At 65.7% G+C, this 24,471-nt stretch carries 16 protein-coding genes and 5 pseudogenes; 5 read left to right on the forward strand and 16 right to left on the reverse strand.

Annotation, left to right across the window (positions count from 1 at the left end; translation table 11 throughout):
* Positions 1-84 precede the first annotated feature (84 nt).
* From ACQVLG_RS28750 to ACQVLG_RS28800, 11 genes and pseudogenes are all read right to left on the reverse strand, one after another.
* Positions 85-1,515, reverse strand: a complete 1,431-nt coding sequence (locus tag ACQVLG_RS28750; protein ID WP_474292056.1) for an efflux transporter outer membrane subunit — start codon at positions 1,513-1,515, stop codon at positions 85-87.
* Positions 1,512-4,746 (reverse strand): annotated as a pseudogene (locus tag ACQVLG_RS28755) (efflux RND transporter permease subunit). Before ACQVLG_RS28755 ends, ACQVLG_RS28750 begins: the two are co-directional and overlap by 4 nt.
* Positions 4,743-7,869: pseudogene (locus ACQVLG_RS28760) on the reverse strand (efflux RND transporter permease subunit). The pseudogenes ACQVLG_RS28755 and ACQVLG_RS28760 overlap by 4 nt, the downstream one beginning before the upstream one ends.
* A pseudogene (locus ACQVLG_RS28765) lies at positions 7,866-9,232 on the reverse strand (efflux RND transporter periplasmic adaptor subunit). Before ACQVLG_RS28765 ends, ACQVLG_RS28760 begins: the two co-directional pseudogenes overlap by 4 nt.
* Positions 9,233-9,670: 438 nt before the next feature.
* Positions 9,671-10,210: an N-acetyltransferase family protein gene (locus ACQVLG_RS28770; RefSeq protein WP_474292057.1), complete on the reverse strand. Its 540-nt coding sequence runs from the start codon at positions 10,208-10,210 to the stop codon at positions 9,671-9,673.
* 75 nt (positions 10,211-10,285) lie between these two features.
* Complete coding sequence (locus tag ACQVLG_RS28775; protein ID WP_474295841.1) at positions 10,286-10,747, reverse strand: S49 family peptidase; 462 nt, start codon at positions 10,745-10,747, stop codon at positions 10,286-10,288.
* Entirely contained in the window at positions 10,659-11,696 is a 1,038-nt protein-coding gene (locus tag ACQVLG_RS28780) for a S49 family peptidase (RefSeq protein ID WP_474292058.1), read from the reverse strand. Before ACQVLG_RS28780 ends, ACQVLG_RS28775 begins: the two co-directional genes overlap by 89 nt.
* A complete protein-coding gene (locus ACQVLG_RS28785) occupies positions 11,585-12,163 on the reverse strand; it encodes a hypothetical protein (RefSeq protein ID WP_474292059.1) in 579 nt (192 codons plus the stop codon). The genes ACQVLG_RS28780 and ACQVLG_RS28785 overlap by 112 nt, the downstream gene beginning before the upstream one ends.
* A gap of 63 nt (positions 12,164-12,226) precedes the next feature.
* Positions 12,227-13,705 carry a sodium:solute symporter gene (locus tag ACQVLG_RS28790; protein WP_474292060.1) on the reverse strand — a complete coding sequence of 493 codons (1,479 nt, stop codon included), beginning with the start codon at positions 13,703-13,705 and terminating at the stop codon, positions 12,227-12,229.
* A gap of 68 nt (positions 13,706-13,773) precedes the next feature.
* A pseudogene (locus ACQVLG_RS28795) lies at positions 13,774-14,989 on the reverse strand (YeeE/YedE family protein).
* A gap of 75 nt (positions 14,990-15,064) precedes the next feature.
* Positions 15,065-16,276, reverse strand: coding sequence for an MFS transporter (locus tag ACQVLG_RS28800; protein ID WP_474292061.1), 1,212 nt, complete (start codon positions 16,274-16,276; stop codon positions 15,065-15,067).
* Between the two features lie 144 nt (positions 16,277-16,420).
* On the opposite strand from ACQVLG_RS28800, the gene ACQVLG_RS28805 reads away from it, so the two are divergent.
* Entirely contained in the window at positions 16,421-16,657 is a 237-nt protein-coding gene (locus ACQVLG_RS28805) for a DUF3820 family protein (RefSeq protein ID WP_034749909.1), read from the forward strand.
* Between the two features lie 8 nt (positions 16,658-16,665).
* On the opposite strand, the gene ACQVLG_RS28810 is transcribed toward ACQVLG_RS28805, so the two are convergent.
* On the reverse strand, positions 16,666-17,049 hold the full coding sequence (locus ACQVLG_RS28810) for a glutaredoxin domain-containing protein (RefSeq protein ID WP_474292062.1): 384 nt from the start codon (positions 17,047-17,049) through the stop codon (positions 16,666-16,668).
* A gap of 135 nt (positions 17,050-17,184) precedes the next feature.
* Between ACQVLG_RS28810 and ACQVLG_RS28815 the strand changes: the two genes are divergently transcribed.
* Positions 17,185-17,709, forward strand: coding sequence for a hypothetical protein (locus tag ACQVLG_RS28815; protein ID WP_474292063.1), 525 nt, complete (start codon positions 17,185-17,187; stop codon positions 17,707-17,709).
* Between the two features lie 13 nt (positions 17,710-17,722).
* Here the strand turns inward: ACQVLG_RS28815 and ACQVLG_RS28820 are convergent, their stop codons facing one another.
* Both ACQVLG_RS28820 and ACQVLG_RS28825 read right to left on the reverse strand, forming a co-directional pair.
* Positions 17,723-18,547, reverse strand: coding sequence for an APH(3') family aminoglycoside O-phosphotransferase (locus tag ACQVLG_RS28820; RefSeq protein ID WP_474292064.1), 825 nt, complete (start codon positions 18,545-18,547; stop codon positions 17,723-17,725).
* Between the two features lie 4 nt (positions 18,548-18,551).
* Positions 18,552-18,975, reverse strand: a pseudogene (locus tag ACQVLG_RS28825) (Lrp/AsnC family transcriptional regulator).
* Here ACQVLG_RS28825 and ACQVLG_RS28830 point away from each other — a divergent pair.
* Complete coding sequence (locus tag ACQVLG_RS28830; protein ID WP_474295911.1) at positions 18,925-19,083, forward strand: hypothetical protein; 159 nt, start codon at positions 18,925-18,927, stop codon at positions 19,081-19,083. The pseudogene ACQVLG_RS28825 and the gene ACQVLG_RS28830 sit on opposite strands and share 51 nt — an antisense overlap.
* 35 nt (positions 19,084-19,118) lie before the next feature.
* Positions 19,119-20,006, forward strand: coding sequence for an EamA family transporter (locus tag ACQVLG_RS28835; RefSeq protein WP_474292065.1), 888 nt, complete (start codon positions 19,119-19,121; stop codon positions 20,004-20,006).
* A gap of 3 nt (positions 20,007-20,009) precedes the next feature.
* On the opposite strand, the gene ACQVLG_RS28840 is transcribed toward ACQVLG_RS28835, so the two are convergent.
* Positions 20,010-21,242, reverse strand: a complete 1,233-nt coding sequence (locus tag ACQVLG_RS28840; RefSeq protein ID WP_474292066.1) for an MFS transporter — start codon at positions 21,240-21,242, stop codon at positions 20,010-20,012.
* 98 nt (positions 21,243-21,340) lie between these two features.
* On the opposite strand from ACQVLG_RS28840, the gene ACQVLG_RS28845 reads away from it, so the two are divergent.
* On the forward strand, positions 21,341-22,258 hold the full coding sequence (locus ACQVLG_RS28845; RefSeq protein ID WP_474292067.1) for a LysR family transcriptional regulator: 918 nt from the start codon (positions 21,341-21,343) through the stop codon (positions 22,256-22,258).
* On the opposite strand, the gene ACQVLG_RS28850 is transcribed toward ACQVLG_RS28845, so the two are convergent.
* Complete coding sequence (locus ACQVLG_RS28850) at positions 22,255-24,414, reverse strand: putative bifunctional diguanylate cyclase/phosphodiesterase (RefSeq protein WP_230540401.1); 2,160 nt, start codon at positions 24,412-24,414, stop codon at positions 22,255-22,257. The two genes, ACQVLG_RS28845 and ACQVLG_RS28850, sit on opposite strands and share 4 nt — an antisense overlap.
* Between the last annotated feature and the right edge of the window lie 57 nt (positions 24,415-24,471).

The following is a 24,471-nucleotide window of genomic DNA, read 5'->3' on the forward strand; positions in this document are numbered from 1 at the left end:
TGATAATCTTGCATTCTAGCACTCAAGATGCGCGGGAAAACGCGAATTTGGCGCAGGTTTTTCAGCCCGCGCCAGCCTGTCCCCTTACTGCGCCTGCGGCGCATGCCAGCCGCCGCCCAGCGACTGGATCAGCGCCACGGCCGTCGTCTGGCGGTCCGCCTGGGCTTGCACCAGCGAACGGCGCGCCGACAGGGCCGTCACCTGCGCCGTCACCACGTCCGTATAGCCGACCTGGCCCGCGTTGTAGCGGTTCAGCATCTGCTGCTCGACCTGGTCGGCGGCGGACGATGCCTGCTGGCGCAGGGCCAGCTGTTCGGCCAGCGCGCGCGTGGCCGACAACTGGTCTTCCACGGCGCCAAAGGCACTCAATACCGTCTGGCGGTAGCGCGCCACGGCCGCCTCATGCCCCGCCTTGGCCGCATCCACGCTGGCCGTGGTGGCACCTGCGTTGAACAGCGTTTGCGCGGCCGACACGCCCAGGGACCACAGGCTCGACGATGCATTGAACAGGTCGCCCACCTTGCTGGCGCCGGAACCGTACGATCCCGTCAGGTTCAGGCTCGGATAGTAGGCGGAACGGGCGATGCCGATCTGCTCGTTGGCCACGGCCACCCGGCGCTCGGCGGCGGCGATGTCGGGACGGCGCTGCAGCAGGGTCGATGGCACGCCCAGCGGCACCTCGGGCACGGTCAGGGTCCATGGCGCCACGGCCAGGCTGAAGTCGGACGGCGCTTTTCCCAGCAGGATGGCGATCGCGTGTTCCAGCTGGGCGCGCGCGCGCGTCTGGCTCGACAGGTCGATTTGCGCATTGGCCAGCTGCGTCTGCGCCTGCAGCAGGTCGGACTTGGCGGCGATGCCGGAGTTAAAACGGTTGCCGGTGATCTCGAGCACGCGCTTGTAGCCGTCGATCGTTGAATTGAGCAGCGCGATCTGCGCATCGCTCTGGCGCAGCGAAAAGTAATTGGTGGCCAGCTCGCCCTGCGCCGACAGGCGCGCGGCGGCCAGATCCGCCGCGCTGGCGGACGCGCTGGCGTCGGCGCCCGTCACGCCGGCGCGCAGCTTGCCCCACACGTCCGGCTCCCACGAGGCGCCGATGGCGGCCTTGAAGTTGTTGTTCGTCTGCTGCTCGCCGCCGCCACCGGAACGGGCGCCGCTGCCCGTCAGGTTCACCGTGGGGAACAGCGAGGCGCGCTGCTCGCGCACCAGCGCGCGCGCCTGCTCGTAGGAAGCGATGGCGGCCGCCACGTTCTGGTTCGAGATGTCGATGCCTTCGGCCAGCTGGTTCAATTGCGCGTCGCCGAACAGGGTCCACCACGGTCCCCGCTCCAGGGTGTCGGCCGGCGCGGCAGGCTGCCAGCCGGCCGCCTCCTTGAACGCTTGCGGCGCGGCGGCCGTGGGCGTTTCATACGCGGGGCTGACGGCGCAGCCGGCCAGCAGGAGGAAAGCGGTGGCCGCGCCCAGTGCCAGCAGGTGGCGTGCGGGAACGGCGGAGGAAATAGGTTTTACTTGCTTCATGATTGTGTACTCGAGTTATCTGGCCCAGGAATGCGGCTCAATTGCTGCTCGTCGGCGCTGCGCGTGCGCAGCTTGTCGAGCAGGATATAGACCACCGGGGTGGTCAGCAATGTGAGTAACTGGCTGGCAATCAGGCCGCCGATGATGGCGACCCCCAAGGGCTGGCGTAGCTCTGACCCCTCGCCGAAACCGATCGCCAGCGGCAAGGCGCCAAGCGCCGCCGCCAGGGTGGTCATCAGAATGGGGCGGAAACGCAGCAAACATGCCTCGCGCACCGCCTCCACTGCACTCAAGCCGCGCGAACGCTCGGCCTCCAGCGCGAAGTCGATGATCAATATAGCATTTTTCTTGACGATACCGATCAACAGGAACACGCCGATCAGGGCGATGATGGAAAACTCCATGCGGAACAGCAGCAAGGCCAGCACGGCACCCACGCCCGCCGAGGGCAAAGTAGACAGCACGGTGACGGGGTGGACCAGGCTTTCATACAGGATGCCCAGCACGATGTAGATCACCACGATGGCCGCCAGGATCAAGAGCGGCTGCTCCTTGTTGCTGTCCTGCGCGCTCTTCGCCGAACCCTGGAAGCTGCCGCGCACGTTGACCGGCATGCCGATTTCCGACTCCGCCTGGGCCACGGCCGCCTGCCCGTCGCTGAGCGGATAGCCGTCGGCCAGGTTGAACGACACGGTGGTGGCCAGTTCGCCGCCCTGGTGGTTGATCGACGTGGCCGTCGCGCTTTCGGCAAAGCTGCTGAACGACGACAGCGGCACCATGTGCGCCAGGGTCGTGGACAGGGCCGAGCCGCTGGACGGGTCGCGCGCCGCCGTCGTATTCGACGGCGCCGCTGCCACACTGGTGGTGGTGGCAGTGGCGGCGACGGCCGCCGCATTCGACGCCGGCACGTACACGGAGCGCAGCGCTTCCGGGCTTTGCGCATAGCGGGGCGCCACTTCCATGATCACGTGGTACTGGTTCAGCTCATCGTAGATGGTCGCCACCTGGCGCTGGCCGAAGCTGTTGTACAGCGCATTGTCGATGTCGCGCACCTGCACGCCCAGCTGCGTGGCGCGGTCCTTGTCGATGGAGACAAAGGTTTCCACGCCGTTTTCCGCCTGGTCCGTGTCCACGTCGATCAGGGCCGGCTGCAGTTTCATCTGGTCGGCCAGCTTCGCCGCCCATTTCTTCAGGTCGGCCTGGTTGTCGCTGATCAAAGTGTACTGGTACGTGGAATTGCTCGAGCGCCCGCCCATGCGCAAATCCTGCACGGGGTTGAGGAACAGCGAGATGCCCGTCACCTTGGCCAGTTGCGGGCGCAGGCGCGCGATCACGGCTTGCCCCTTGTCGGTGCGCTGCGACGCGGGTTTCAGGTCGATGAACATGAAGCCGCCCCCTGCCCGTCCGCCGCCCGTAAATCCCACGACGGTGGCGACGGCCGGATCGTCCTTGATGATGTTGACCAGCTGGCGCAATTTACTCTGCATGGCCTGGAACGAGATGCTCTGGTCGGCGCGCATGCCGCCATTGATCTGGCCCGTGTCCTGCTGCGGGAAAAAGCCCTTGGGCGCGGCCGCGAACAGGTACACGTTCAAACCGACGACGAACACGAGGATGGTCATCACCAGCGCGGCGCTCGACAAGGCCCAGTCCAGGCAGTGTTCATACACGTTCAGCATGCGCTCGAAACCCCGCTCGAACCAGCGCGCCACCGCACCCGGCTTTTTATGCTGCTGGCCGCTTTTCAGCAGCCAGGCGCACATCATCGGCGTGGTCGTGAGCGAGATCACCAGCGAAATCATCACGGCGGCCGACAGGGTGACGGCAAACTCGCGGAACAAGCGCCCCACCTGCCCGCCCATGAACAGCAGCGGGATGAACACGGCCACCAGCGACAGGCTGATCGACAGCACGGTAAAACCCACTTCGCGCGCGCCCAGCAGGGCCGCCTTGAAACGGTCCATGCCGGCCTCGATGTGGCGCTGCGTGTTTTCCAGCACCACGATGGCATCATCGACGACAAAGCCCGTGGCCACCGTGAGCGCCATCAAGGAAAGGTTATTTAGCGAAAAGCCCAGCATGTACATCACGCCGAAGGTGCCCAGCAGCGAGACGATGGTGGCCACGGCGGGGATGATGGTGGCGCGCACGCTGCGCAAGAAGGCGCTGACCACCAGCACGACGAGCACGATGGACAATATCAGCGTGAACTCGATCTCGTGCAGGGACGAGCGGATGGATGGAGTTGGTGCTGTCGGACGCCACCTGCAGCTTGATGTCGCCGGGCAACTGCGCCTGCAGTTGCGGCAGCAGCGCGCGCACGCCGTCCACGGTGGCGATGACGTTGGCGCCCGGCTGGCGCGTGATCAGCACGATGACGGCCGGGTCGCCATTGAACAGGCCCAGGGTATTGTTGTTCTCCACGCCGTCGACCACGTCGGCCACGTCGTCGAGGCGGATGGCGGCGCCGTCGCGCCAGGCCACCACCAGGCTGCGGTAATCGGCGGCGCTGCGCCCGCCCGACGCCGTCGCCGCGCCCGAATAGATCTGCAGGCTGCGCGCGTCGCCGGAAATCGCCCCTTTCGGGCGGTTGGCGTTACTGGCCTGGATGGCTGCGCGCACGTCTTCCATCGACACGGCATAGTGATTGAGCTGGTACGGCAGCAGTTCCACGCGCACGGCCGGCAGCGAGCCGCCGCCCAGTTCCACGTCGCCCACGCCCTTGACTTGCGCCACCTTCTGCTGCACCAGGTTCGACACGGCGTCGTAGATCTGGCCCGGCGTGCGCGTTTTCGACGTCAGCGCCAGGATGATCACGGGCGCGTCGGACGGATTGGCCTTGCGGTAGGTGGGGTTGCTGCGCAGGGTGGCCGGCAAGTCCACGCGCGCGGCGGCAATGGCCGCCTGCACTTCGCGCGCGGCCGAATCGATCTTGCGGTTCAGGTCGAACTGCAAATTGATGCGCGCCGAGCCCGTGCCCGACGACGACGTCATCTCGTTCACGCCCGAGATCACGCCCAGGCGCCGTTCCAGCGGCGTGGCCACCGACGTGGCCATGGTCGCGGGGCTGGCGCCGGGCAGGCTGGCGCTGACGGAAATGGTCGGATAATCGACCTGCGGCAGCGGCGAGACGGGCAGCACGAAGAAGGCGCCGATGCCCGCCAGCGCGATGCCGATGGTCAGCAGCACGGTGGCGATGGGACGCTTGACGAACGGTTCGGACAGGTTCACGCGGCGCTCCCCGCGTTATCGGCCGGCTTGTCCAGGTTCACGCCCCGCGTTTTGGATGCGAAGCGCTGGCCCAGGCGGTCGAAGCCCAGGTAGATGACGGGCGTGGTAAACAGCGTCAGCACCTGGCTGACGATCAGGCCGCCGAAAATGGCCAGGCCCAGCGGACGGCGCAACTCGGCGCCCTCGCCCCAGCCCAGCATCAGCGGCACGGCCGCGAACAGCGCCGCCAGGGTCGTCATCAAAATCGGGCGGAAACGCAGCAGCGCCGCCTGGTGGATGGCTTCCTGCGGGCTTTTCCCTTCATCGCGTTCGGCCTCGATGGCGAAGTCGATCATCATGATGGCGTTCTTCTTGACGATGCCGATCAGCAGGATGATGCCGATGATGCCGATCACGCCCAGATCCTGGCCCGAGATCATCAGCGCCAGCAAGGCGCCCACGCCGGCCGACGGCAGGGTCGACAGGATCGTCAGCGGGTGGATGTAGCTTTCGTACAGCACGCCCAGCACGATGTAGACGCAGACGACGGCGGCAAGAATGAGCCACAGCTGGTTCGACAGCGAATTTTCATACGCGCCGGCCGCGCCGAGGAAGGTCAAAGTCACCGACGGCGGCAAGGCGATGTCCTTCGCCGCCTGGCGGATGGCGTCGACAGCGCTGCCCAGGGCCACGCCTTGCGTCGTATCAAAGCCCAAGGTCGTGGCCGGGTACTGCGCCACGTGCGTGATCTGCAGCGGCGCCTGTTTTTCGCTGACGCTGGCAAAGGCGGACAGCGGCGTCGACTTGCCGGAACCCGTGCGCACCTGCAGCTCCGACAGGTCGGCCGGCGTGGTGACGATGCCCGGCTGCGCTTCGAGGATCACGCGGTACTGGTTGGTTTCCGTGAAAATCGTCGAAATGATGCGCTGGCCGAAGGCGTTATATAAGGCGTCGTCGACGGTGGCCGTGGTGACGGACATGCGCGCGGCGCTGTCGCGGTCGATGGAGACCGTGACGGCGGCGCCCGTGGCGCCCGGCGCCCGCATCCGTGACGACGTTGCGCAGCTGCGATTGCTCGCGCATGCGCGCGGCCAGCTTGCCGGCCCACTCGGTGACGGTGGCCGTGTCGGCCCCTTCCAGCGAGACGCGGTACTGCGTCGGGCCCGATTCCGCATCGATGGTCAGATCCTGCGTCGGCTGCAGGTACAGGGTCACGCCAGCCACCCTGGCCACGCGGTTGCGCAGGCGTTCCATGATCTCGTCCTGGCTGCCGCTGCGCGGACGCTTGAGATTGATCAGCATGCTACCCGTGTGCAGCATGGTATTGTTGGCCGCATCGACGCCGACGAGGGAACTGAGGGTATCGACAGCGGGATCTTCCAGCAGCGCGCTGGCGGCGGCCTGCTGCAAGGTGGCCATGCGTTCGTACGAAACGGCTTGCGACGTTTCGATGCGCGCCTTCAGCTGGCCCGTGTCCTGCGTGGGGAACAGGCCTTTCGGAATCGTGATGTACAGGACGACGGTCAGCAGCAAGGTGGCCAGGGCGACGAGCAAGGTCAGGCCCTGGCGTTTCAGCACCCACACCAGCGCGTGGTCGTACTGCACGATCACGCGGTCGAGGAAAGCCTGGATGCGCTGGCCCGTGGCGCTGATTTTTTCATCGGCATGGCTTTTCAGCCAGCGCGCCGACATCATCGGCACCAGGGTCAAGGACACGACGGCGGAAATGAGGATGGTGATGGCCAGGGTCATGGCAAATTCGCGGAACAGGCGGCCCACGACGTCGCCCATGAACAGCAGGGGAATCAGCACGGCGATCAGCGACACAGTCAGCGAGATGATGGTAAAGCCGATCTGCGACGCGCCCTTCAGGGCGGCGGCCATCGGCGTTTCGCCCTCCTCGATGTAGCGGGCGATGTTTTCGATCATGACGATGGCGTCGTCGACGACGAAGCCCGTGGCAATCGTCAAGGCCATCAGCGACAGGTTGTTCAGGCTGTAGCCGAGCAGATACATGACACCGCAGGCGCCGATCAGCGAAATCGGCACGGACAGGCTGGCGATCACGGTGGCGCGCAGGCTGTGCAAAAAGGCGAAGATCACCAGCACCACCAGCAGCACGGACAACAGCAGCTCCATTTCCACGTGTTCGACGGAAGCGCGGATGCCCGTCGTGCGGTCGCTCAGCACGTCGAGCTTCATGGCCGCCGGCAGGCTGGCCTGCAGGTCGGGCAGCAGGGCCTTGATGGCGTCCACCGTCTTGATGACGTTGGCGCCCGGCTGGCGCTGCACGTTCAGGATGATGGCCGGCTGCTTGCCCGACCAGGCGCCCAGGCGCGTGTTTTCCGCGCTGTCGACGACGTTGGCCACGTCAAGCAGGCGCACGGGCGCGCCGTTTTTATACGTGATGATCAGGCGCTTGTAGTCTTCCGCCGTCACCAGCTGGTCGTTGGCGTTGATGGTGAACGAACGCGTGGGGCCGTCGAAACTGCCCTTGGCGCTGTTGACGTTGGCCGCCGCGATGGCCGTGCGCAGGCTGTCGAGGCCCAGGCCGTACGAGGCCAGCAATTTGGTGTCGCCCTGGATGCGCACGGCGGGACGCTGGCCGCCCGACAGCGAGACCAGGCCCACGCCGTTGACCTGGCTGATTTTCAGCGCCAGGCGCGTGTTGACGATGTTCTGCACCTGCGTCAGCGGCATCGTGTCCGAGGTGATCGCCAGCGTCAGCACGGGCGCGTCGGCCGGGTTGATCTTCGCGTACACGGGCGGCGCCGGCAAGTCCGTCGGCAGCAGCGAGCCGCCCGCGTTGATGGCCGCCTGCACTTCCTGCTCGGCCACGTCCAGCGTCTGCCCCAGGGTGAATTGCAGGGTGATGAGGGAGACGCCGGCCGCGCTGGTGGAACTCATGCGCTGCAAGCCCGACATCTGCCCGAACTGGCGCTCCAGCGGCGCCGTCACGGTCTGCCCCATGACTTCGGGACTGGCGCCCGGGTACAGGGTCTGCACCTGGATGGTGGGGAAATCCACCTGCGGCAAGGCGGCCAGCGGCAGGAACTTGAAGCCGACCAGCCCCGCCAGCACGATGGCCAGCATCAGCAGCGCCGTGGCGACGGGGCGCTTGATGAACGGAGTCGATGGACTCATTGCGCCGCGCCCTTCGCTGGCGCCGTGGCTGGCGCACTGGCCGGCGCCGAGGCGGAAGCCGATGCGCTGGCCGCGCCGCCACTGCCATCAGGGTGCTGGCGGCGGTGGCGGCGTTCGCCACCCACGCCACCGGCGCCACCCATGGCCGGCTTGTCGCCCGCCAGGGTGACTTTCGCGCCTTCCTTCAGGCGGTCGGCGCCTTCCGTGATGACTTGTTCTCCCGCTTCCAGGCCGGCGCGGATTTCCACCATGTCGGTGGTGGCCTGGCCCCGCGTGACCATGCGCACGGTGACGGTTTTATCCGCTTTCAGCACATACACGAAGTCGCCGTTGTTACTGTGACGCAGGGCCGTGACGGGCACCAGCACGGCGCCCGTGATGTTGCCCGTTCCAGGCGCACGTTGACGAACTGGCTGGGGAACAGCGCCATCTTGTCGTTCGCGTAGCGGGCCTTGGCGCGCACGGTGCCCGTCTGCACGTCGACCTGGTTGTCCAGCGCGCTCAGGCTGCCCTGGTCCAGGGTATGCGTGCGCGTGCGGTCCAGCGCCAGCGCCGCCAGGGCCGACCCCGAATTCAGGCGCTCCTGGATGGTTTGCACCTTATCCTGCGGCACGGAAAACTGCACGTCGATGGGCGACAGCTGCGTCACCACCACCACGCCGCCCGCATCACTGGTGCTCACCAGGTTGCCGATATCGACCACCTTCAGGCCTGCGCGGCCGCTGATCGGCGACACCACTTTTGTATAACCCAGGTTCAGCCTGGCCGTGCCTTCGGCCGCGCGGTCCGTCATCACCGTGCCTTCCAGCTGTTTCACCAATGCTGCCTGCGTATCGACATCCTGGCGCGCGATGGAATCCTGGCCCAGCAGGGTTTGATAGCGTTTCAGGGTCAGGCGCGCGTTTTCCAGCTGCGCTTCGTCGCGCTGGCGCTGGCCCGTGGCCTGCATCAGCGCCATCTCGAACTGCGCCGGGTCGATCTGCGCCACCACCTGGCCCGCCTTGACCATGCCGCCTTCCTTGAATTTCAATTCTTTTAATATGCCCGACACTTGCGGGCGCACCGTCACGGTAGACGCCGCCGTCACCGTGCCCAGCGCATCGAGCACCACGGGCAGGTCGGACTTGACGGCCGTGGCCACGCCCACGGTGGTCGACGGCGCGCCGCGGCGTCCGCCTGGCCCGCCAGGCCCGCCGGGACCGCCAGCGCCGGCGCCCGCGCCGCCCTGGGCGCTGGCGCCGGAGTGGGTCAGGTACCAGGCACCGCCGCCCAGCGCGGCCATCACGGCCAGCGCGATGACCGTGCCGACGATTTTCGAGCGGCGGCTGCGCCGCGGGGTGTTGGGTGTTGTCTGCGAATCCATCGCTTATCCTTGTAGTGGCCGCTGGCACGGCGAGTCTGTGGCGCCGGCCGAGGTGGAACACACTCAGGCCGGACGACCGTTTTTCGGGGTTGTTTCGGTACACAGCCGGGGGAGTCAAGAGCTGAAAGTCAGCTGAAAAAACATCGCTCCCTAGCGTGAAACGACTCTAGCATAGTCATGTAACTGTTTCATTTCTACTTGAAACAATTACACACAGCCAGGCAGGCATGGGAGGAGCAGGCGGGCCGGCAAGCAGGCCGCCAGTGCGGGGGAATGGTGAAAAAATCAGGCTTGCGGGGCGCCGCGCCCCGGCGAGCACGTGACGCGGGCGACTCGCATGCAGATACAAACTCGCTACAAATCTCCCGCCAGCCGGCTTGACCAGGCGCCACGCGGGTGCTCAGGCGGCGCCGGATGGCAGCGATTCTTTACCTGGCTTTACAAGGTCATGCCGAGGATGACATCCTGATAGTCGGTGCGGCCCACGCGGAAGGTGCGCCGGCCCACTTGGGCAAAGCCGCAACGCGCATAGAACGCCAGCGCGTCGTGGTTTTCCGCGTACACGCCCAGCAGCACGCGCCCTGCCCCGCCGGCGCGCGCCTGCTCCACCGCCGCCTGCATCAAACGCTGGCCCACGCGCTGGCCCTGGAAGCGGTGCAACAGGTAGATGCGCTTGATTTCCAGGTCGTCCGGGCGCGGGTCTGCCACCGGCAGGCTGGCGGGGCTGAGCACCAGGTAGCCGACAGGTGCGCCGCCGGGCGTGGCCTCGGCCAGCCACAGGCGCATGGCCGGCAGCGCCAGCCAGTCGCGGTACAGCTGCGCGTCGTGCTGGCGCTGGCAATGGGCGATGACGTCGGCGCCGTCGAGGATGCCGGCGAACGCTTCAAGAAAAGTGGCCTGTCCCACCAGCGCCAGCGCCGCTTCATCGCCCTTCGCGCACGGCCGGATGGCGATCGCCGCGTCAGTGTGTGTACTCATGTCGCTTGCCATGCTGTGCTCCTGATATGAAACAAGCCGGACGAAGCCGGCTTGGGTATGCTGTTGATGTGGCTGTTACTTGCCGCCCAAAGGCACCTCGCACAGGCAGTGCGTGAGGGCCATGAACGGTTTGCGCTCGCGCGTGATGCCCGACAGCCAACTCAAGTCCTGCGCCATGCCCAGCGCCGCGTCGGCCGGCAAGCCGGTCGTGGCCAGGCCCAGTTTCACGTGCTCGCCCAGCCCCAGCGAGGCCATGGCCTTGGAGCCGAACATGCCCAGCAAACGGTCGACGTTCGACGTTTCCTGCTCCAGGTAGGTCACGCGGTAGTCGGCGCCCAGCTTGGCGCGCTTGGCGGCCGACGCCAGCGCATCGCCATAGCTGCCGATGCGGTCGACCAGATTGCGCTCTTTCGCCTGCAAGCCCGTCCAGACGCGGCCCTGCGCCACTTCATTGATCTTTTCCGGCGTGGTCTTGCGCGCCTTGGCGGCCAGGTTCAGGAAATCGCCATACACGTGGTTGATCGAACCCTGGATCACTTGCGGCAAAGCGGGGGTCGAGCGGACGCAGCGGGTTGCCCGCGTCGGCCAGCCAGGTGGTCGGCGAGCCGGCCGTGTGGATGCCGAGCTTTTCCACCACCTTGTCGGCCGTCGGCAACAACGCGAACACGCCGATGGAACCGGTGATGGTGGCCGCGTCGGCGATCACTTCATCGGACGAGGTGCTGATCCAGTAGCCGCCCGACGCGGCCACGTTGCCCATCGAGACGACCACGGGCTTGCCGGCGGCGCGCGTCAGCTCCAGTTCGCGGCGGATCAGTTCCGAGCCGAAGGCGCTGCCGCCCGGCGAATCGACGCGCAGCACGACGGCCTTGATCGACTTGTCTTCACGCGCCTGGCGGATCAAACGCGAAGTGGACAGGCCGCCGATGGCGCCCGGTGCCGCGATGCCGTCGCCGATTTCACCCGAGGCGATGACCACGCCGACGGCGTCGCCGATGTGCACGGGGCGCAGGCGCGCCAGGTAATCGGTGTAGTTCACCTGGCGGAAATTCGTGCCTTCCGTGTTCTTGGCGCCGCGCGCCATCATGAACTGGCGCAGTTCATCGCGCGTTTTCAGGCCGTCGACCAGCTTGGCGTCCAGCGACAGCTTGCCCAGGTCGCCGCCTGCCGCCGTCATCAGCGCGGGCAGCGCATCGATAGCCTGCATGATGGCGCCGGCCGGCAGCTTGCGCGCCTTTTCCACGTCCGCCGTGTAGGTGGCCCACAGGCCGCTGTTCAGGTAGCGGTCCGCCTCGGCCGCCGCTTCGGACGGGCCGTTGGCGATGAAAGGCTCGGCCGCGCTTTTATACGTGCCCACTTTCAGCAGGTTCACCGTCACGCCCACCTTGTCGAGCGCGTCGCGGTAGTAATTGCGGTAGCGGCCAAAGCCTTCCAGCATGACGCCGCCCATCGGGTGCAGGAATACCTCGTCGGCCTTGGCCGCCACCAGGTACTGGCGCTGGTTGTAGCTCGAACCCCAGGCCGTGACTTTCTTGCCCGTGGCGCGCGGAAGCGTTCCACGCCGGCCGCCACTTCGCGCAGCGACGCCAGGCCGCCGCCCTGCAATTCGTCGAGCAGGATCACCATGGAGCCGATGTTCTTGTCCTTGCCCGCCGTGTCGAGCACGGCCAGCACGTCGCGCAGCTGCACGCTTTTCTTGACTTCGCCGCTGACATTGGCCAGCACCGCTTCGCGCACGCCGCCCGGGGTTTCCTCGACCAGCGGGCCTTGCAGGTCCAGCACCAGGGTGGTCTTCTCGGCCAGGGGCTTGGCGCCGCCGCCAAAGATGGCGATCAGGATGGCGATGACGATCAGCAGGAAAATCAGATTGATGACCGCGCGGCGGGTGGCGTCCAGCGCGCGCCAGAATGCGCCAAAACCGCGGCGTAGCGGCGGGAAGGGGTTGAGTGACATCGATGCTCCGTGAGGTTATGTACCTAAAGGAAATCAATATAACTGAAAACGGCCTGAATCGTCTTATTTTGACAACTGTAGCGTGCCCGCGCCGCCCTGCCCTGCCGGCGTGGAAATGAGGAACAAGCCAGCAAGTACCAGGGCGCCATTCAGGATCAGCAATTCCAGGCCGATGCGGTAATGTTCGAACAGCCGCGCCTGCTCCCCTTCGATCAGCGCGCACAGCAACGGCCCCGCCACGGCCACCAGCGGTACCCAGCGGTCGCGCACGCCGCGCCGGCTCAGCAGGCCGAAGGCGAACAGGCCCAGCAGCGGACCATAGGTATAGCTGGCCAGTTTCAGGATCACGCCTATCATGCTGGGGTCGTCGAGCCACTTGAAGGCCATGATCAATATCAAGAACAATGCGGAAAAGCCCAGGTGCACACGGCGGCGCCAGCGCATCTGCACGGCCGGGCTCAAGTCCGGCCTGCGCTGCACGCCCAAAATATCGATGCAGAAGGTGGACGTCAGGGCAGTGAGCGCCCCGTCCACGCTGGGAAACAGGGCGGAAATGAGGGCGATGAAGAAAATCAGCTGCACCATGGCGGGAAAGTGCCCCAGCACGACGGCCGGGAAGAGTTTATCCCCTGTCGCCGTCACGCCGGCCAGCGGCGCGTACAGGTGCAGCAGACCGCCCAGAAACAGGAACAGCAGCAGCACGCCCGTCAGCACCACGGTGAGACTCAGCATGTTCTTTTGCGAATCGCGCAAGGTCCGCACGGAAATGTTCTTTTGCATCATTTCCTGGTCCATGCCCGTCATGGCAATCGTGATGAACATGCCGGCAAGAATGTGCTTCCACACATAGGCGGGGCTGTCCGGGTCGGTAGTGAACATGCGCGTGAGGCCTTGCGCGCGCATGCGTTCGAGGCTGTCGACGAGCGACAAGTCCATCTCTCGCAGCAAAAACACGCTGCAGATGACGAGGCCGGCCAGCATGCACGCCGTTTGCAGGGTATCGGTCCAGACGATGGTCTTCACGCCCCCCTCATACGTGTACAGCAGGATCAGCAGCAGCACGATGCACGAGGTCAGCCAGAATGGCACGCCCAGGCTGTCGAGTATGGTGGCCTGCAGGATATTAACCACCAGATACAGCCGCGCCGTGGCGCCCAGCAGGCGCGAGACGATGAAAAACGCCGCCCCGCTCTGGTAGGAACGCCGTCCCAGGCGCACTTCCAGGTAGCGGTAGATGGACGTCAGCTGCAGCCGGTAGTACAGCGGCAGCAAAATGAACGTGATGGCCAGGTAGCCGAGCACATAGCCGAGCATCAGCTGGATGTAGCCGAAACCGTTGCTGCCCACGGCGCCGGGCACGCTGATGAAGGTCACGCCCGTGAGCGTGGTGCCGACCATGCCGAAGGCCACCAGCATCCAGTTGCTGTCCTTGTTGCCGATGAAGAAACTGTCGTTGGTGGCGTGGCGCGAGGTGCGCCACGCCACGCCCAGCAGGATCAAAAAATACGCGAGGACGACGGAAAACAGGGTGACTGGGGACATGGGCGAGACGCTGGCGGCAAGGGGAACAGGGGCAGAAATATACAGCAAAGCCCCTGTTGACGCCGGCCTCAGCAGCCAGTCGGTTTGACTTTCTCCACTTCCAGGCCGAACCACGGACGCAGGCGCGTGCCGACGACGTTGCCCAGAAAAGCGCAGACCAGCCATAGCCAGCCGTGCAGGCTGCCCGAGACGATGCCGCTGAAGTAGGCGCCGATATTGCAGCCATACGCCAGGCGCGCGCCGTAGCCGAGCAGCAAGCCGCCGACGACGGCGGCGATGACCGAGCGGCGCGGAATGCGCCACACGGGCGCGTAGCGGCCGGCCAGGGCCGCGGCCAGCATGGCGCCCAGCACGATGCCGATATCCATCACGGAAGTCTTGTCCTGCGTCAAAGGCGCGGCCAGGGCGGCCGCGTTGGCCTTGGTCGACCAGTAGGCCCAGCTGGCCGTGTCGATGCCGATCGCGGACGCGGCCTTGGCGCCCCACAGGGCGAACGCGGACGTCACGCCCCACGGCTTGCCCGACAGCGCCAGGGTGATGAATTGAGCACGACGAGCGCGATGGCGCCCGCCACCAGCGGCCACGGGCCGTGCAGCCAGGGCGACGCCTGCGCCGGGCGCAGGGGCGTGGCGACAAGCTTGCCATGGCGGCGCTTTTCCACCAGCACCGTGATGCCGGCGATCAGCGCGAAGACGATCCAGTTCAGCGCCAGCGCCGGTACCAGGCCCAGCGTCGTGACGAGGGAAATGGGTTTTAGTTGCGGCAACGCCGTCCAGAACGGCATGTGCGCCGTGCCGATCACGGAGCCGACGATGAAGGCGGCCAGGGTGATGAGCATGCGCGTGCTGCCCCCGCCCACCGTGTACAGCGTGCCGGAGGCGCAGCCGCCGCCCAGCTGCATGCCGATGCCGAAGATGAAGGCGCCGAAGATGACGGAAGTGCCGGCGGGCGACACCAGCCCGGCGACGGGCGTGCCGAACAGGGTGCCGGCCGACAATGCCGGGAAAAACAGGGCCACGCCCACGGCCAGCATCAGCATTGCGCGCGCAAGCCGTCGCCGCGGCCATCGGCGATGAAGACGCGCCAGGCGGACGTGAAACCGAAGGCCGCGTGGTACAGGGTAATGCCGAGCAAGGCGCCCACCACGTACAGCGCGGACTGCGTGGCGCCGACGGTTTGCGCCAGGTAGCAGGCGCCGAGCACGATGAGCAAGAGCGCCACGCCCAGCGGTTTAGGATTGATGGCGGCGCGCAGGCGCAGCGGTGACATTGCGGTATCGGACATGGGGAGTATGGGCGAGAGGAAGGTAAGCGCCATTGTAAACCCTAGTCTCGTCCATGCCAGCGACTTGCCTGTAGATTAATGCCCCACCGCATGCATCGACTTTTCGCCGCCAGCACGCACGGGAATGGGATGCAGGCGGTCCATGCGGCCGCTCAAGGCCGTCAAGCCGAAGGCCCCCAGCACGACGAGCGCGCCGATCCAGCCCGTGTGCACGAGGCCCAGGTGTTCCACGATCAAGCCGCCGCCCCAGGCGCCGCCGGCGATGCCCAGATTAAAAGCGGCGATATTCAGGCCCGATGCCACGTCCACGGCGCGGGGCGTGAAGTGTTCGGCTTGCTGTACGACATACACTTGCAAACCAGCAACATTGCCGAAGGCCACGGCGCCCCACAGCAGCACGGTGATGACGACGAGCACCGGGTGCGGCGCCGTGAAGGTCAACAGCAGCAGCACGGCTGCCAGCAGCAGGAAGATCAGTTTCAGGGCGCGCACGGGCCCCTTGCTATCGGCCAGCTTGCCGCCCCAGATATTGCCGAACGCCACGGACACGCCATACACGAGCATTACCGCGCCCACGGCGCCGGCGCTGAAACCCGATACTTGCTGCAAGATCGGCGCCAGATACGTAAAGGCGATGAAGGAGCCGCCATAGCCGACGGCCGTCATGGCGTACACCAGCAGCAGCCGGGGCTGGCCCAGCACCTGCACTTGCTGCAGCAGCGAGGCAGGCTTGCTGTGCTTGATGGTCGACGGCACGTACAGCAGGCTGCCGATGAAGGCCACCAGGCCCAGGGCCGAGACGGCCAGAAAGGTTTCGCGCCAGCCGAAGTGCTGGCCGATGAAGGTGCCCAGCGGCACGCCCGTCACCAGGGCCACGGTCAAGCCCGTAAACATGATGGCGATCGCGCTGGCGGCCTTGTCCTTGGGCACCAGCGAGGTGGCGATGGTCGAGCCGATGGAAAAGAACACGCCATGCGCCAGCCCCGTCAGGATGCGGGCGACGACGAGGGTTGCATAGCCGGGCGATTTCCACGCCAGCAAGTTACCCAAGGTGAACAAGACCATCAGCGACAGCAGCAGGGTCTTGCGCGGAATCTTGCCCGTCAGGGCGGTCAGCACGGGCGCGCCGACGGCGACGCCCAGCGCATACAGGCTGACCAGCAGGCCGGCCGACGGCAGGTTGACGCCCAGGTCGGCGGCGATGGTGGGCAGCAGCCCCACGATGACAAACTCGGTGGTTCCGATGGCAAACGCGCTGAGGGTCAGCGCGAGCAAGGCAATGGGCATGGCAAACTCCGATCAATGATGTTGGCATGCAGTATCGGGGTTTTCTTTGTTCCGAAAAATACGTCAGCGGGCAGAAGATAGTTGCGCCAAACTCAACAATGTAGAGGTCTGCTACACTGGGCAGGTCAACACGAGATTTCCACCATGAATTCAGAAAAACTGGCGCTGCTGGTCACGCGCGAAATGCCATATGGAAAATATCAGGGACGGCTGCTGGCCGACTTGCCGGGACACTACCTGGGCTGGTTCGCGCGCGAGGGCTTTCCCTCGGGCGAACTGGGCAGTTTAATTGCGCTGATGTACGAGCTCGACCACAACGATTTAAGAAGCTTGCTCGACCCCTTGCGCACGCGCAAGTCGCCGTGGCGGCCGGGCGAGTAAGGCAGCGCTTAAAACTGGCGCACCTTCTTCGCCAGCATGGCGCTGAACTCGCCATTTTCCACCAGCTTGCGCAGCTCGCTGGCACCACCGATGAGCACGCCATTGACGAAAATCATGGGAAACGTGGGCCAGCCCGTCCACATCTTCAGGGCATTGCGCCGGTGCCACTGGCTGAAATAGCTGCCGTATTGCAGGTACTGGTAGGGCGTGCCCAGCACGTCGAGCATCTTGCGCGCCTTGCGCGGGAACGGGTTGAGCGCCATGCCGACCACCACTACCTGGTGCGCGGCGATGGCGGCCTGCACCTCGCGCACGATATCCTGGTGCTTGCTGCCGATCAAGGGGCGGGCGGCGGGATGGATCTGGGCTTCGTCGAGGATGGCGCGGGTCATGAAAGTCCTGGGGCGAGTGGCACGTGGCGTGCGGATCCCGCATTGTGCCACGCACTTGTGCCATGCGCACGGGCTGGCGTGGGCTACACTGCGCTTCTCTCCCCTACACGTCAATATATGCAAGCAATCCCTCCCATGGCTGAATGCCGCACCCGCCGCCTGCTCGTCTCGCTCCTGCTCGCCACCTGCTCCTGCGGCGCCCTGGCCGCCGCAGATCCCGGGCTTGAAAGCGGCCTGATCCAGGCGCTGCACCTGAAAAAGGGCACGACGCAAAGAGTGGGCACCTCCGGCAAGGCCATCCGGGCTTACATGCGCGAAGGCTACCTTGGCAAGCACCCGGACCAGCGCTTCGATTACACCGATTACTACCTGCTGAAAAAGCCGGCCGGCTTCATGGGGCATGCACTGGTGCTGATCGAGGAAGAATACATCGCGCAATACATCGGCTGCTGCGTCAGCCCCGGCGCGGGCGTCACGCTCAGGGTGCAGGGCAGCACGCAGAAGCTGCAAGCGTTCGCCCGCGCCCAGCGCTGCACCTTGACCGACCCCGTCGATATCGGGCATGCACTGAACGAGGTTGCCATCAAGACCCGCCTGCCCAAAGGCCATTACGCGTCCCTGAGCTGCCGCGAACGCGATGCCGAGCGTGAAGAGCCGTGATCGCGGGCGGCGCTCAAAACAGCTCGTCGAGCAGCAAGTGAAATTGCAGCTTGCCTTGATCGATATCAAGGAACCCATATTGCTCAGCAAACCTTTGCTGTAGCGCGGCGTCCAACTCACCGAGAGCACGCCAGACGATGGCCAGATCCTGGTAACGGTCGGCAACGCCGGATCGTCCCACGTCGAGGCAGCCGACGACGGCGCCTTCGTGCAGCAGGATATTTTCCAGCGAGAAGTCGCCATGCGTGACGACGAGGTCGGGCGTGATCGGCAGGCAATCCTGTAGCGCCAGCCACACCTGCTGCGCCGTCCAGCCTTGCCGCCCGGCATCGAAATCGTCGGCGTCGACGAGGCCCGCATCGATGCGCTGGCGCGCCTGGGCCAGCCGGACGGCAGGGCCGGCGTCGAACGGACAGGCGCTCGCGGGCAGCGCGTGCAGGCGCCGCAGGAAGGCGGCCAGCGCGCCGGCCACGGCGGGGCCAAGCCCCGGATCGGCGTCCAGCAATTCGGACGCCGGCTGGCCCGGCAGCGCCGCCGTCGTCAGCAGCCATGCCTGGTCCGGCGCTGCCACGCGGGCGAACTGGAGCACCGCCGGCACGGGCAGGTGCGGCGCCAGCCAGCGCAGGCGCGCCACTTCATCGGCGAGGTCGGCAGCGGCGGCACCCCTGCCGTGCTTCAGGAACAGGTCTGGCGCACCGTTCCTGCCCTGCAGGCGGTAGACGGCAGCGTCCGACTCGCCGATGCTGTCGCGCGCCCATCGATAGCCGGCAACGGCGGTGCGCAGGCTGGCGGGCATGGCCGCCGTCACGAAGGTTGGCATCTTGTCGGAGGTACTCATCGCTCTAGCCCAGCGGCACGTGCAAGCCCATCTTGAGGCAGGTCAAGGCCACGGAAGTGCGGTAGCGCCGGATATTGTCGTCGCTGCCGAACAGGCGCTCCGTCAGCGCCTCGTACTCGGCCATGCTGCTGGCCGTGATGACCAGCAGGTAATCGGCCTCGCCCGTGATGCCGTAACACTGCTGGATGGCGGGTTCGGCCATGATGCGCGCGCGCATGCCGGCCGTGCGCAGCGGGTGCTCGTCGTGCAGATGCACTTCCACCGTCAAGATCAGCGGGCGGCCCAGGCGGCTGGGCGTCGAGCACGGCCACCTCGCTGCGGATCACGCCGCTCTCGCGCAGGCGGCGGATGCGCCGCTGCACGGCCGGCGCCGACAAATGCACGGCCTGGGCGATTTCGCGCTGCGAGGTCGTGTTATCGCGCTGCAAGATATCGAGGATCGCCAGGTCGAAGGCATCGAGGTCGGGGGAAGGCGTGAGCGAAAGTTGCGTCATGGAGGTCAAAATGCAGTACAAATATCGGAGCAGACACAATAAACTTTCGCTATTCCGATATCAAGCCTTTTATCACCATGCCATTACGCCGCTATTCCTCGTTCATTCCCCTGCTCGCCATCCTCGGCTCCGTCACCGCGCTGGGGCTGGGCACTTCGTGGGCCAAGCACAGCCTGTTCCCGCTGGTCGGTGCGCAAGGCACGACGGCCGTGCGCGTGGGCTTTTCCGCCCTGCTGCTGTTGCTGTTCTGGCGCCCGTGGCGCTGGCAGCTGAGCCGTGCCGACCTGCGCACCGTGGCCCTGTATGGCGCGGCGCTGGGTTTGACCAACCTGTGTTTCTATATGGCGCTGCGCACGATACCGTTCGGCATCGCCGTGGCCATCGAGTTTTCTGGCCCGCTGGCCGTGGCCCTGCTGGCCTCGCGCCGCCCGCTCGACTTCGTCTGGGTGGCCCTGGCCGTGGCGGGACTGGCGCTGCTGTTGCCGCTCGGCCACGACATCAGCAATCTCGATCCCACGGGCGTGCTGTTCGCGCTGGCGGCGGCCGTCTGCTGGGCCTCGTACATCGTCTTCGGCAAGCGCGCCAGCCATCTGCATGCGGGCCATTCGGTATCCCTGGGCCTGACCATGGCCGCGCTGGTGGTGGTGCCCGTGGGCGTGGCGCACAGCGGCGCCGCCCTGCTCTCGCCCGTCGTGCTGGGCGTGGGATTAGGGGTGGCGCTCATTTCCAGCGCGATACCGATTTCGCTGGAAATGGTCGCCCTGAAACGGCTGACGCCGCAAGCGTTCGGCATCATGAGCAGCATGGAGCCGGCCGTGGCCGCCATGCTGGCCTTCATCCTGCTCGACGAACGCCTCGGTGCCGGGCAATGGCTGGCGATTGCCATGATCATGGCCGCCTCCATGGGCAGTTCCTACATGGCGCAACGCCAGAAGCGGGCACCGGCGGCCGCCGTGCATACCTGAACCTCAGTGCGCGGCCGCGCCCGCCACGTGGGACGCCAGCTTGCGGCGCGCCAGCCACGCCAGCGGCAGCAGGGCCAGCAAGGCGGCGGCCACGCCGGCCCACGGCGACGATGCCATCAACTGGCGCGACACCATCAGCGCGCCGAGCATGGAACCGAAGGAAATGCCGAGGTTAAACGCGGAAATGTTCAGGCCCGAAGCGAAATCGACGGCTTGCGGCGTGTAGCGCTCGGCCGTGGCCAGCATGCCCGCCTGCAAGGCAGGCGACAGGCCGAAGGCGAACACGCCCCAGACGAACAGCATCACCGTCATCATCCATGGCGAGCTGATGCTCAAAGCCACGCCCACTTGCGTCACGGCAAGCAACAGCAGCATCGATCGCAAGGCCTTTTGCCAGCCCAGGTGGCTGGTCAGGTAGCCGCCCGCCAGGTTGCCGGCAAAGGTGGCGATGCCGAACACGATCAGCAAGGCGCTGGCCATGGTGGCGGAAAAGCCCGTCACATCCGTGAGGATGGGCGTAATGAACGTGAAGGCGGCAAAGCTGCTGCCGAAGCCGAACGTCGTCACGGCCATCATGGTCAGGATGGGGCCGCTGCCCAGGGCCGCCAACTGCGTCATGGCCTTGCCGCCCTTGCCCTGCTGCAAACCGGCCGGCAGCCAGCGCGCCATGGCGGCCAGGCCCAGCGCGGCCAAAACTACCACGGCAAAGAACGGCAGGCGCCAGCCCATCAGCCCATCAGGTTGCCGAGGAAAGCTGCCCAGCGGCACGCCGATCACCATGGCCAGCGTCAATCCCGCAAACATCACGGAAATCGCCCTGCCCGCCTGCGCCTTGCTGACCAGGCTGGCGGCCACGGTGGCGCCGATGGCAAAGAAGGTGCCGTGCGCCACGGCCGTGATGACCCGTCCCGCCAGCAACAATTCGAACGTGTGGGAAAACGCGGCCAGCAAGTTACCGGCGAGAAAAACGCTCATCAACCCCAGCAAGGCCGCCTTGCGCGGCAGGCGCGACATCAACAGCACCAGCAGCGGCGTGCCGATGGCCAGCGCCAGCGCATACAGGCTGACGAGGGAACCGGCCGATTCGATGGAAATCCGCAAATCTTTCGCAATCGCGGGCAGGATGCCGACGACGATGAATTCGGTGACGCCGATGGCGAAGGCGCCGACGGCCAGCGCCAGCACGCCGGGCGGCATCTTGGTGGATGAAGTGGAAACAGGGGCTGCGGTGGTCATGATGGCTCCAACAAATGGTTCAAGCGGGCCAGTGTATCGGGATAAATACTTTTGATATAGACTCCAATAATGGAAACACCTGTGAAATGGATTCAATAATGGCGCGGCAAGACATCAACCGTTCGTTCGAGATGGCCGTCTTCGTGGCCGTGGTGGAAACGGGGGCTTTTTCCGCCGCCGCGCGCCGCCTGGCCCTGACACCGTCGGCCGTCAGCAAGCTCGTCAATCGTCTGGAAGCGCGGCTCGGCGCCCGCTTGCTGCAGCGCAGCACGCGCCAGCTGCACACGACGCCCGAGGGCGACGCCTTTTTTATCCAGTGCAAGCGCATCCTCGACGATATCGACGGCGCCGAGCGCGAAGCGGCGCAGGGGGCGGCGCCGCGCGGACGCCTGCGCATCAACTGTTTCGTGCCGTTCGGCGTGCGCCATCTGCTGCCCATCCTGCCCGAGTTCGCCCGCCGCTATCCCGACATCGTGCTTGACGTCGTCGTCAGCGACGCCATCGTCGACTTGCTGGAAGACCGCACCGACATCGCCATCCGCACGGGCCAGCTGAAGGCATCGAACCTGGTGGCGCGCAAACTGGGCGAAGACGCGATGGTCGTCGTCGTCGCCTCGCCCGCGTACGCGGCGCGCCACGGCTTGCCGCGCACGCCGCAGGACTTATCCGAACACAATTTGTTGGCCTTCAACTTCCGCTGCCAGAACGAAACCTGGCCCTTCCTCGACGGGAGCGGAGGAACGTTGCAAGTGGCGCCGCAGGGCAATACCTGCGTCAGCGATGGCGAAAGCATGCGCCAGCTGGTGCTGGCGGGCATGGGCCTGGGACGCTTTTCGCGCCAGCACGTGCAGCGCGACATTGCGCAAGGTCAATTGGTGGAAGTGCTGCAGGATTACAATCCGGGCGACAAGGAACTCGTGCACGCCGTCTTCGTGGGTCCGGGCCTGCAAGTGCCGGCCCGGGTGCGCGTGATGCTCGATTATCTGCTGGAAAAAGTGCAGCTGGGCGTACCTTAAGCCAGCGCTTCGTTCAAACGCAAACTCCGGCCTTCATCGAGCATCACTTCGAATTCCGCCGCAGGCACGGCCGGGCTGAACAAATAGCCTTGCAACTGGTCGCAACCCAGTTCGCGCAAGAAACGCATCTGCTCGGCCGTTTCCACCCCTTCGGCAACGATTTCCTGGCGCAGCTGCTGCGCCATGGTGACGATGGCGCGGGCGATGGCGCAATCGTTTTCCTCGAAGGGCAAGCCGACGACGAAGGAGCGGTCGATTTTCAGGGTGCTGATGGGGAATTTCTTCAGGTAGGCCAGGCTGGAATAGCCGGTGCCGAAGTCATCCAGCGCCAGCGCCAGGCCCATGGCCACCAGCTGGTTCATGATGTCGATGACCTTGTCGGCGCCCCGCATCAGCAGGCTTTCCGTGATTTCCAGCATGATCTGCTCGGGCCGCACGCCATAGCGTTCGAGCACGGCCGCTATGCGCGCCGGCAACTGTTCATCGAACTGGCGCGCCGACAGGTTGACGGCGATGGCCGGCATGTGCAGGCCCCGGTCTTCCCAGCTGCGGATCTGCCGGCACGCCTCGTCCAGCACCCAGGTGCCCAATTCCAGAATCAGACTGGTTTCCTCGGCAACGGGAATGAAGACGCCGGGCGAGACCATGCCGCGCATCGGATGCTTCCAGCGCAGCAAGGCTTCCGCGCCCACGATGCGTCCGCTGGCCAGGCTCACTTTCGGCTGGTAATGCAGTTCCAGCTCCTTGTCGCCCAGGGCCAATCGCATTTCGCTTTCCAGGCGCAAATGTTCCTTGGCCCGCCGGTTCATGTCTTCGCGGTAAAACAGGAAGGTCGATTCGATGGTCTGCCCCGCCTTGGCCACGGCCACGTCGGCAAAGCGGAACAGGGCCGGCGCTTCCAGGCCGTCTTCCGGATACACGGTGATGCCGATGCTGGCGCCCACGTGCAGCGCGTGCGCATCGATATTGATGGGCGCTTCCAGCAGGTTGAGCAGCTTTTGCGCCACGTTGGCCGCGTGTTCGCGCTTTTCGATGTGCAGCAGGGCCACGACGAATTTGCTGTTGTCGACGCGCGCCAGGATATCGGCGTCGCGCAGGGCGCCGCGGAACAGCTGGCCGATGGCGATCACCAGCTGGTCGCCCACTTCATGGCCCAGGGTGTCACTGATGGAACCGATGCGGCTGATGTCGATGACCATCAGCGCGCCATGCGAGCCCTGGCGCTTCGCCTCGGCCAGTCCCTGGTCGACCAGCTGGTTCAGCAGGCAGCGGTTGGGCAAGCCCGTCAGGCTGTCGTAGTTGGCCATGCGCTGCATGCGCGCTTCCGCATCCTTGTGCACCGAGATATCGGAAAACAGGGAAAACACGTGGCTGATCTCGCCATACTCGTCGCGCACGACGCTGATGGTGACGTCTTGCGGGAACAGTTCGCCATTCTTGCGCTTGCCGATGATTTCGCCGCGCCAGGAACCGTGGCCGCGCATGGCGGCGCGCACTTTGGCGCGGAAATCGGGATCGTGCACGCCCGAACGCAGCAAGTCCGGCGTGCGGCCGATGGCTTCAGCCGGCGAATAGCCGGTGATGCGGGAAAATGAACTGTTGATGGAGACGATGCGCTCTTCCGCGTCCGTGATCAGCACGGCTTGCTCGCTATCTTCGATGATGCGCGCGTGCAACCTTACCTTGTCGACGTCGGACAGCGGCTCGCTCAGCGCCGACAGGCGCACGGCCATGCCGCAGCCCTTGCCCGCCTGGTCGTGGATCACGTGGCGGTGCATGCGCAGCCACGTCACCATGCCCGACTTCTTGCGCCGGCGCACATCGGTGGCCACGTCGCCCTGCGTGAAATGCAGCTCCAGCACGCTCGCTTCCGCGTCGTCTTCGGGATACAAAAACAGGATGTGCTGGCCCAGGGCTTCCAGTTCGGAATAGCCGAACATCTGTTCGGCGCCATGGTTCCAGCCGATCAAAAAGCCGTCGGGGTCGATTTCCAGCAAGGCATCGGGCGGCGCCACGCGCACCACGGGGCGGCTGGCGCCGCGCAGCCGTTCCAGCTCTTCCTGCAGCCGCGCCAGGGTGGCGGCCTGCTGCGGCCCCGCCTGTTCACGGGCATCCTGGGCCAGGCGCAGGCACAGCGCAACCTTCGCCTCAAGCATGGCTACCCCACGCTTGGGCCAGGTCGGGGGAAGGTATCAGGGGCGCTGCAGTGTGTG

This window comes from Janthinobacterium sp. TPC_1 (assembly GCF_056037845.1).

What these genes read in the sequence shown, in the direction of transcription:
- ACQVLG_RS28790 (WP_474292060.1), bottom strand. Translation starts at nt 13,705, where the DNA reads ATGTCCCCAGTCACCCTGTTTTCCGTCGTCCTCGCGTATTTTTTGATC.
- ACQVLG_RS28770 (WP_474292057.1), bottom strand. Translation starts at nt 10,210, where the DNA reads ATGAGTACACACACTGACGCGGCGATCGCCATCCGGCCGTGCGCGAAG.
- ACQVLG_RS28830 (WP_474295911.1), top strand. Translation starts at nt 18,925, where the DNA reads ATGCACGGCCTGGGCGATTTCGCGCTGCGAGGTCGTGTTATCGCGCTG.
- ACQVLG_RS28840 (WP_474292066.1), bottom strand. Translation starts at nt 21,242, where the DNA reads ATGACCACCGCAGCCCCTGTTTCCACTTCATCCACCAAGATGCCGCCC.
- ACQVLG_RS28835 (WP_474292065.1), top strand. Translation starts at nt 19,119, where the DNA reads ATGCCATTACGCCGCTATTCCTCGTTCATTCCCCTGCTCGCCATCCTC.
- ACQVLG_RS28815 (WP_474292063.1), top strand. Translation starts at nt 17,185, where the DNA reads ATGGCTGAATGCCGCACCCGCCGCCTGCTCGTCTCGCTCCTGCTCGCC.
- ACQVLG_RS28810 (WP_474292062.1), bottom strand. Translation starts at nt 17,049, where the DNA reads ATGACCCGCGCCATCCTCGACGAAGCCCAGATCCATCCCGCCGCCCGC.
- ACQVLG_RS28850 (WP_230540401.1), bottom strand. Translation starts at nt 24,414, where the DNA reads ATGCTTGAGGCGAAGGTTGCGCTGTGCCTGCGCCTGGCCCAGGATGCC.
- ACQVLG_RS28750 (WP_474292056.1), bottom strand. Translation starts at nt 1,515, where the DNA reads ATGAAGCAAGTAAAACCTATTTCCTCCGCCGTTCCCGCACGCCACCTG.
- ACQVLG_RS28845 (WP_474292067.1), top strand. Translation starts at nt 21,341, where the DNA reads ATGGCGCGGCAAGACATCAACCGTTCGTTCGAGATGGCCGTCTTCGTG.
- ACQVLG_RS28785 (WP_474292059.1), bottom strand. Translation starts at nt 12,163, where the DNA reads ATGTCACTCAACCCCTTCCCGCCGCTACGCCGCGGTTTTGGCGCATTC.
- ACQVLG_RS28820 (WP_474292064.1), bottom strand. Translation starts at nt 18,547, where the DNA reads ATGAGTACCTCCGACAAGATGCCAACCTTCGTGACGGCGGCCATGCCC.
- ACQVLG_RS28800 (WP_474292061.1), bottom strand. Translation starts at nt 16,276, where the DNA reads ATGCCCATTGCCTTGCTCGCGCTGACCCTCAGCGCGTTTGCCATCGGA.
- ACQVLG_RS28805 (WP_034749909.1), top strand. Translation starts at nt 16,421, where the DNA reads ATGAATTCAGAAAAACTGGCGCTGCTGGTCACGCGCGAAATGCCATAT.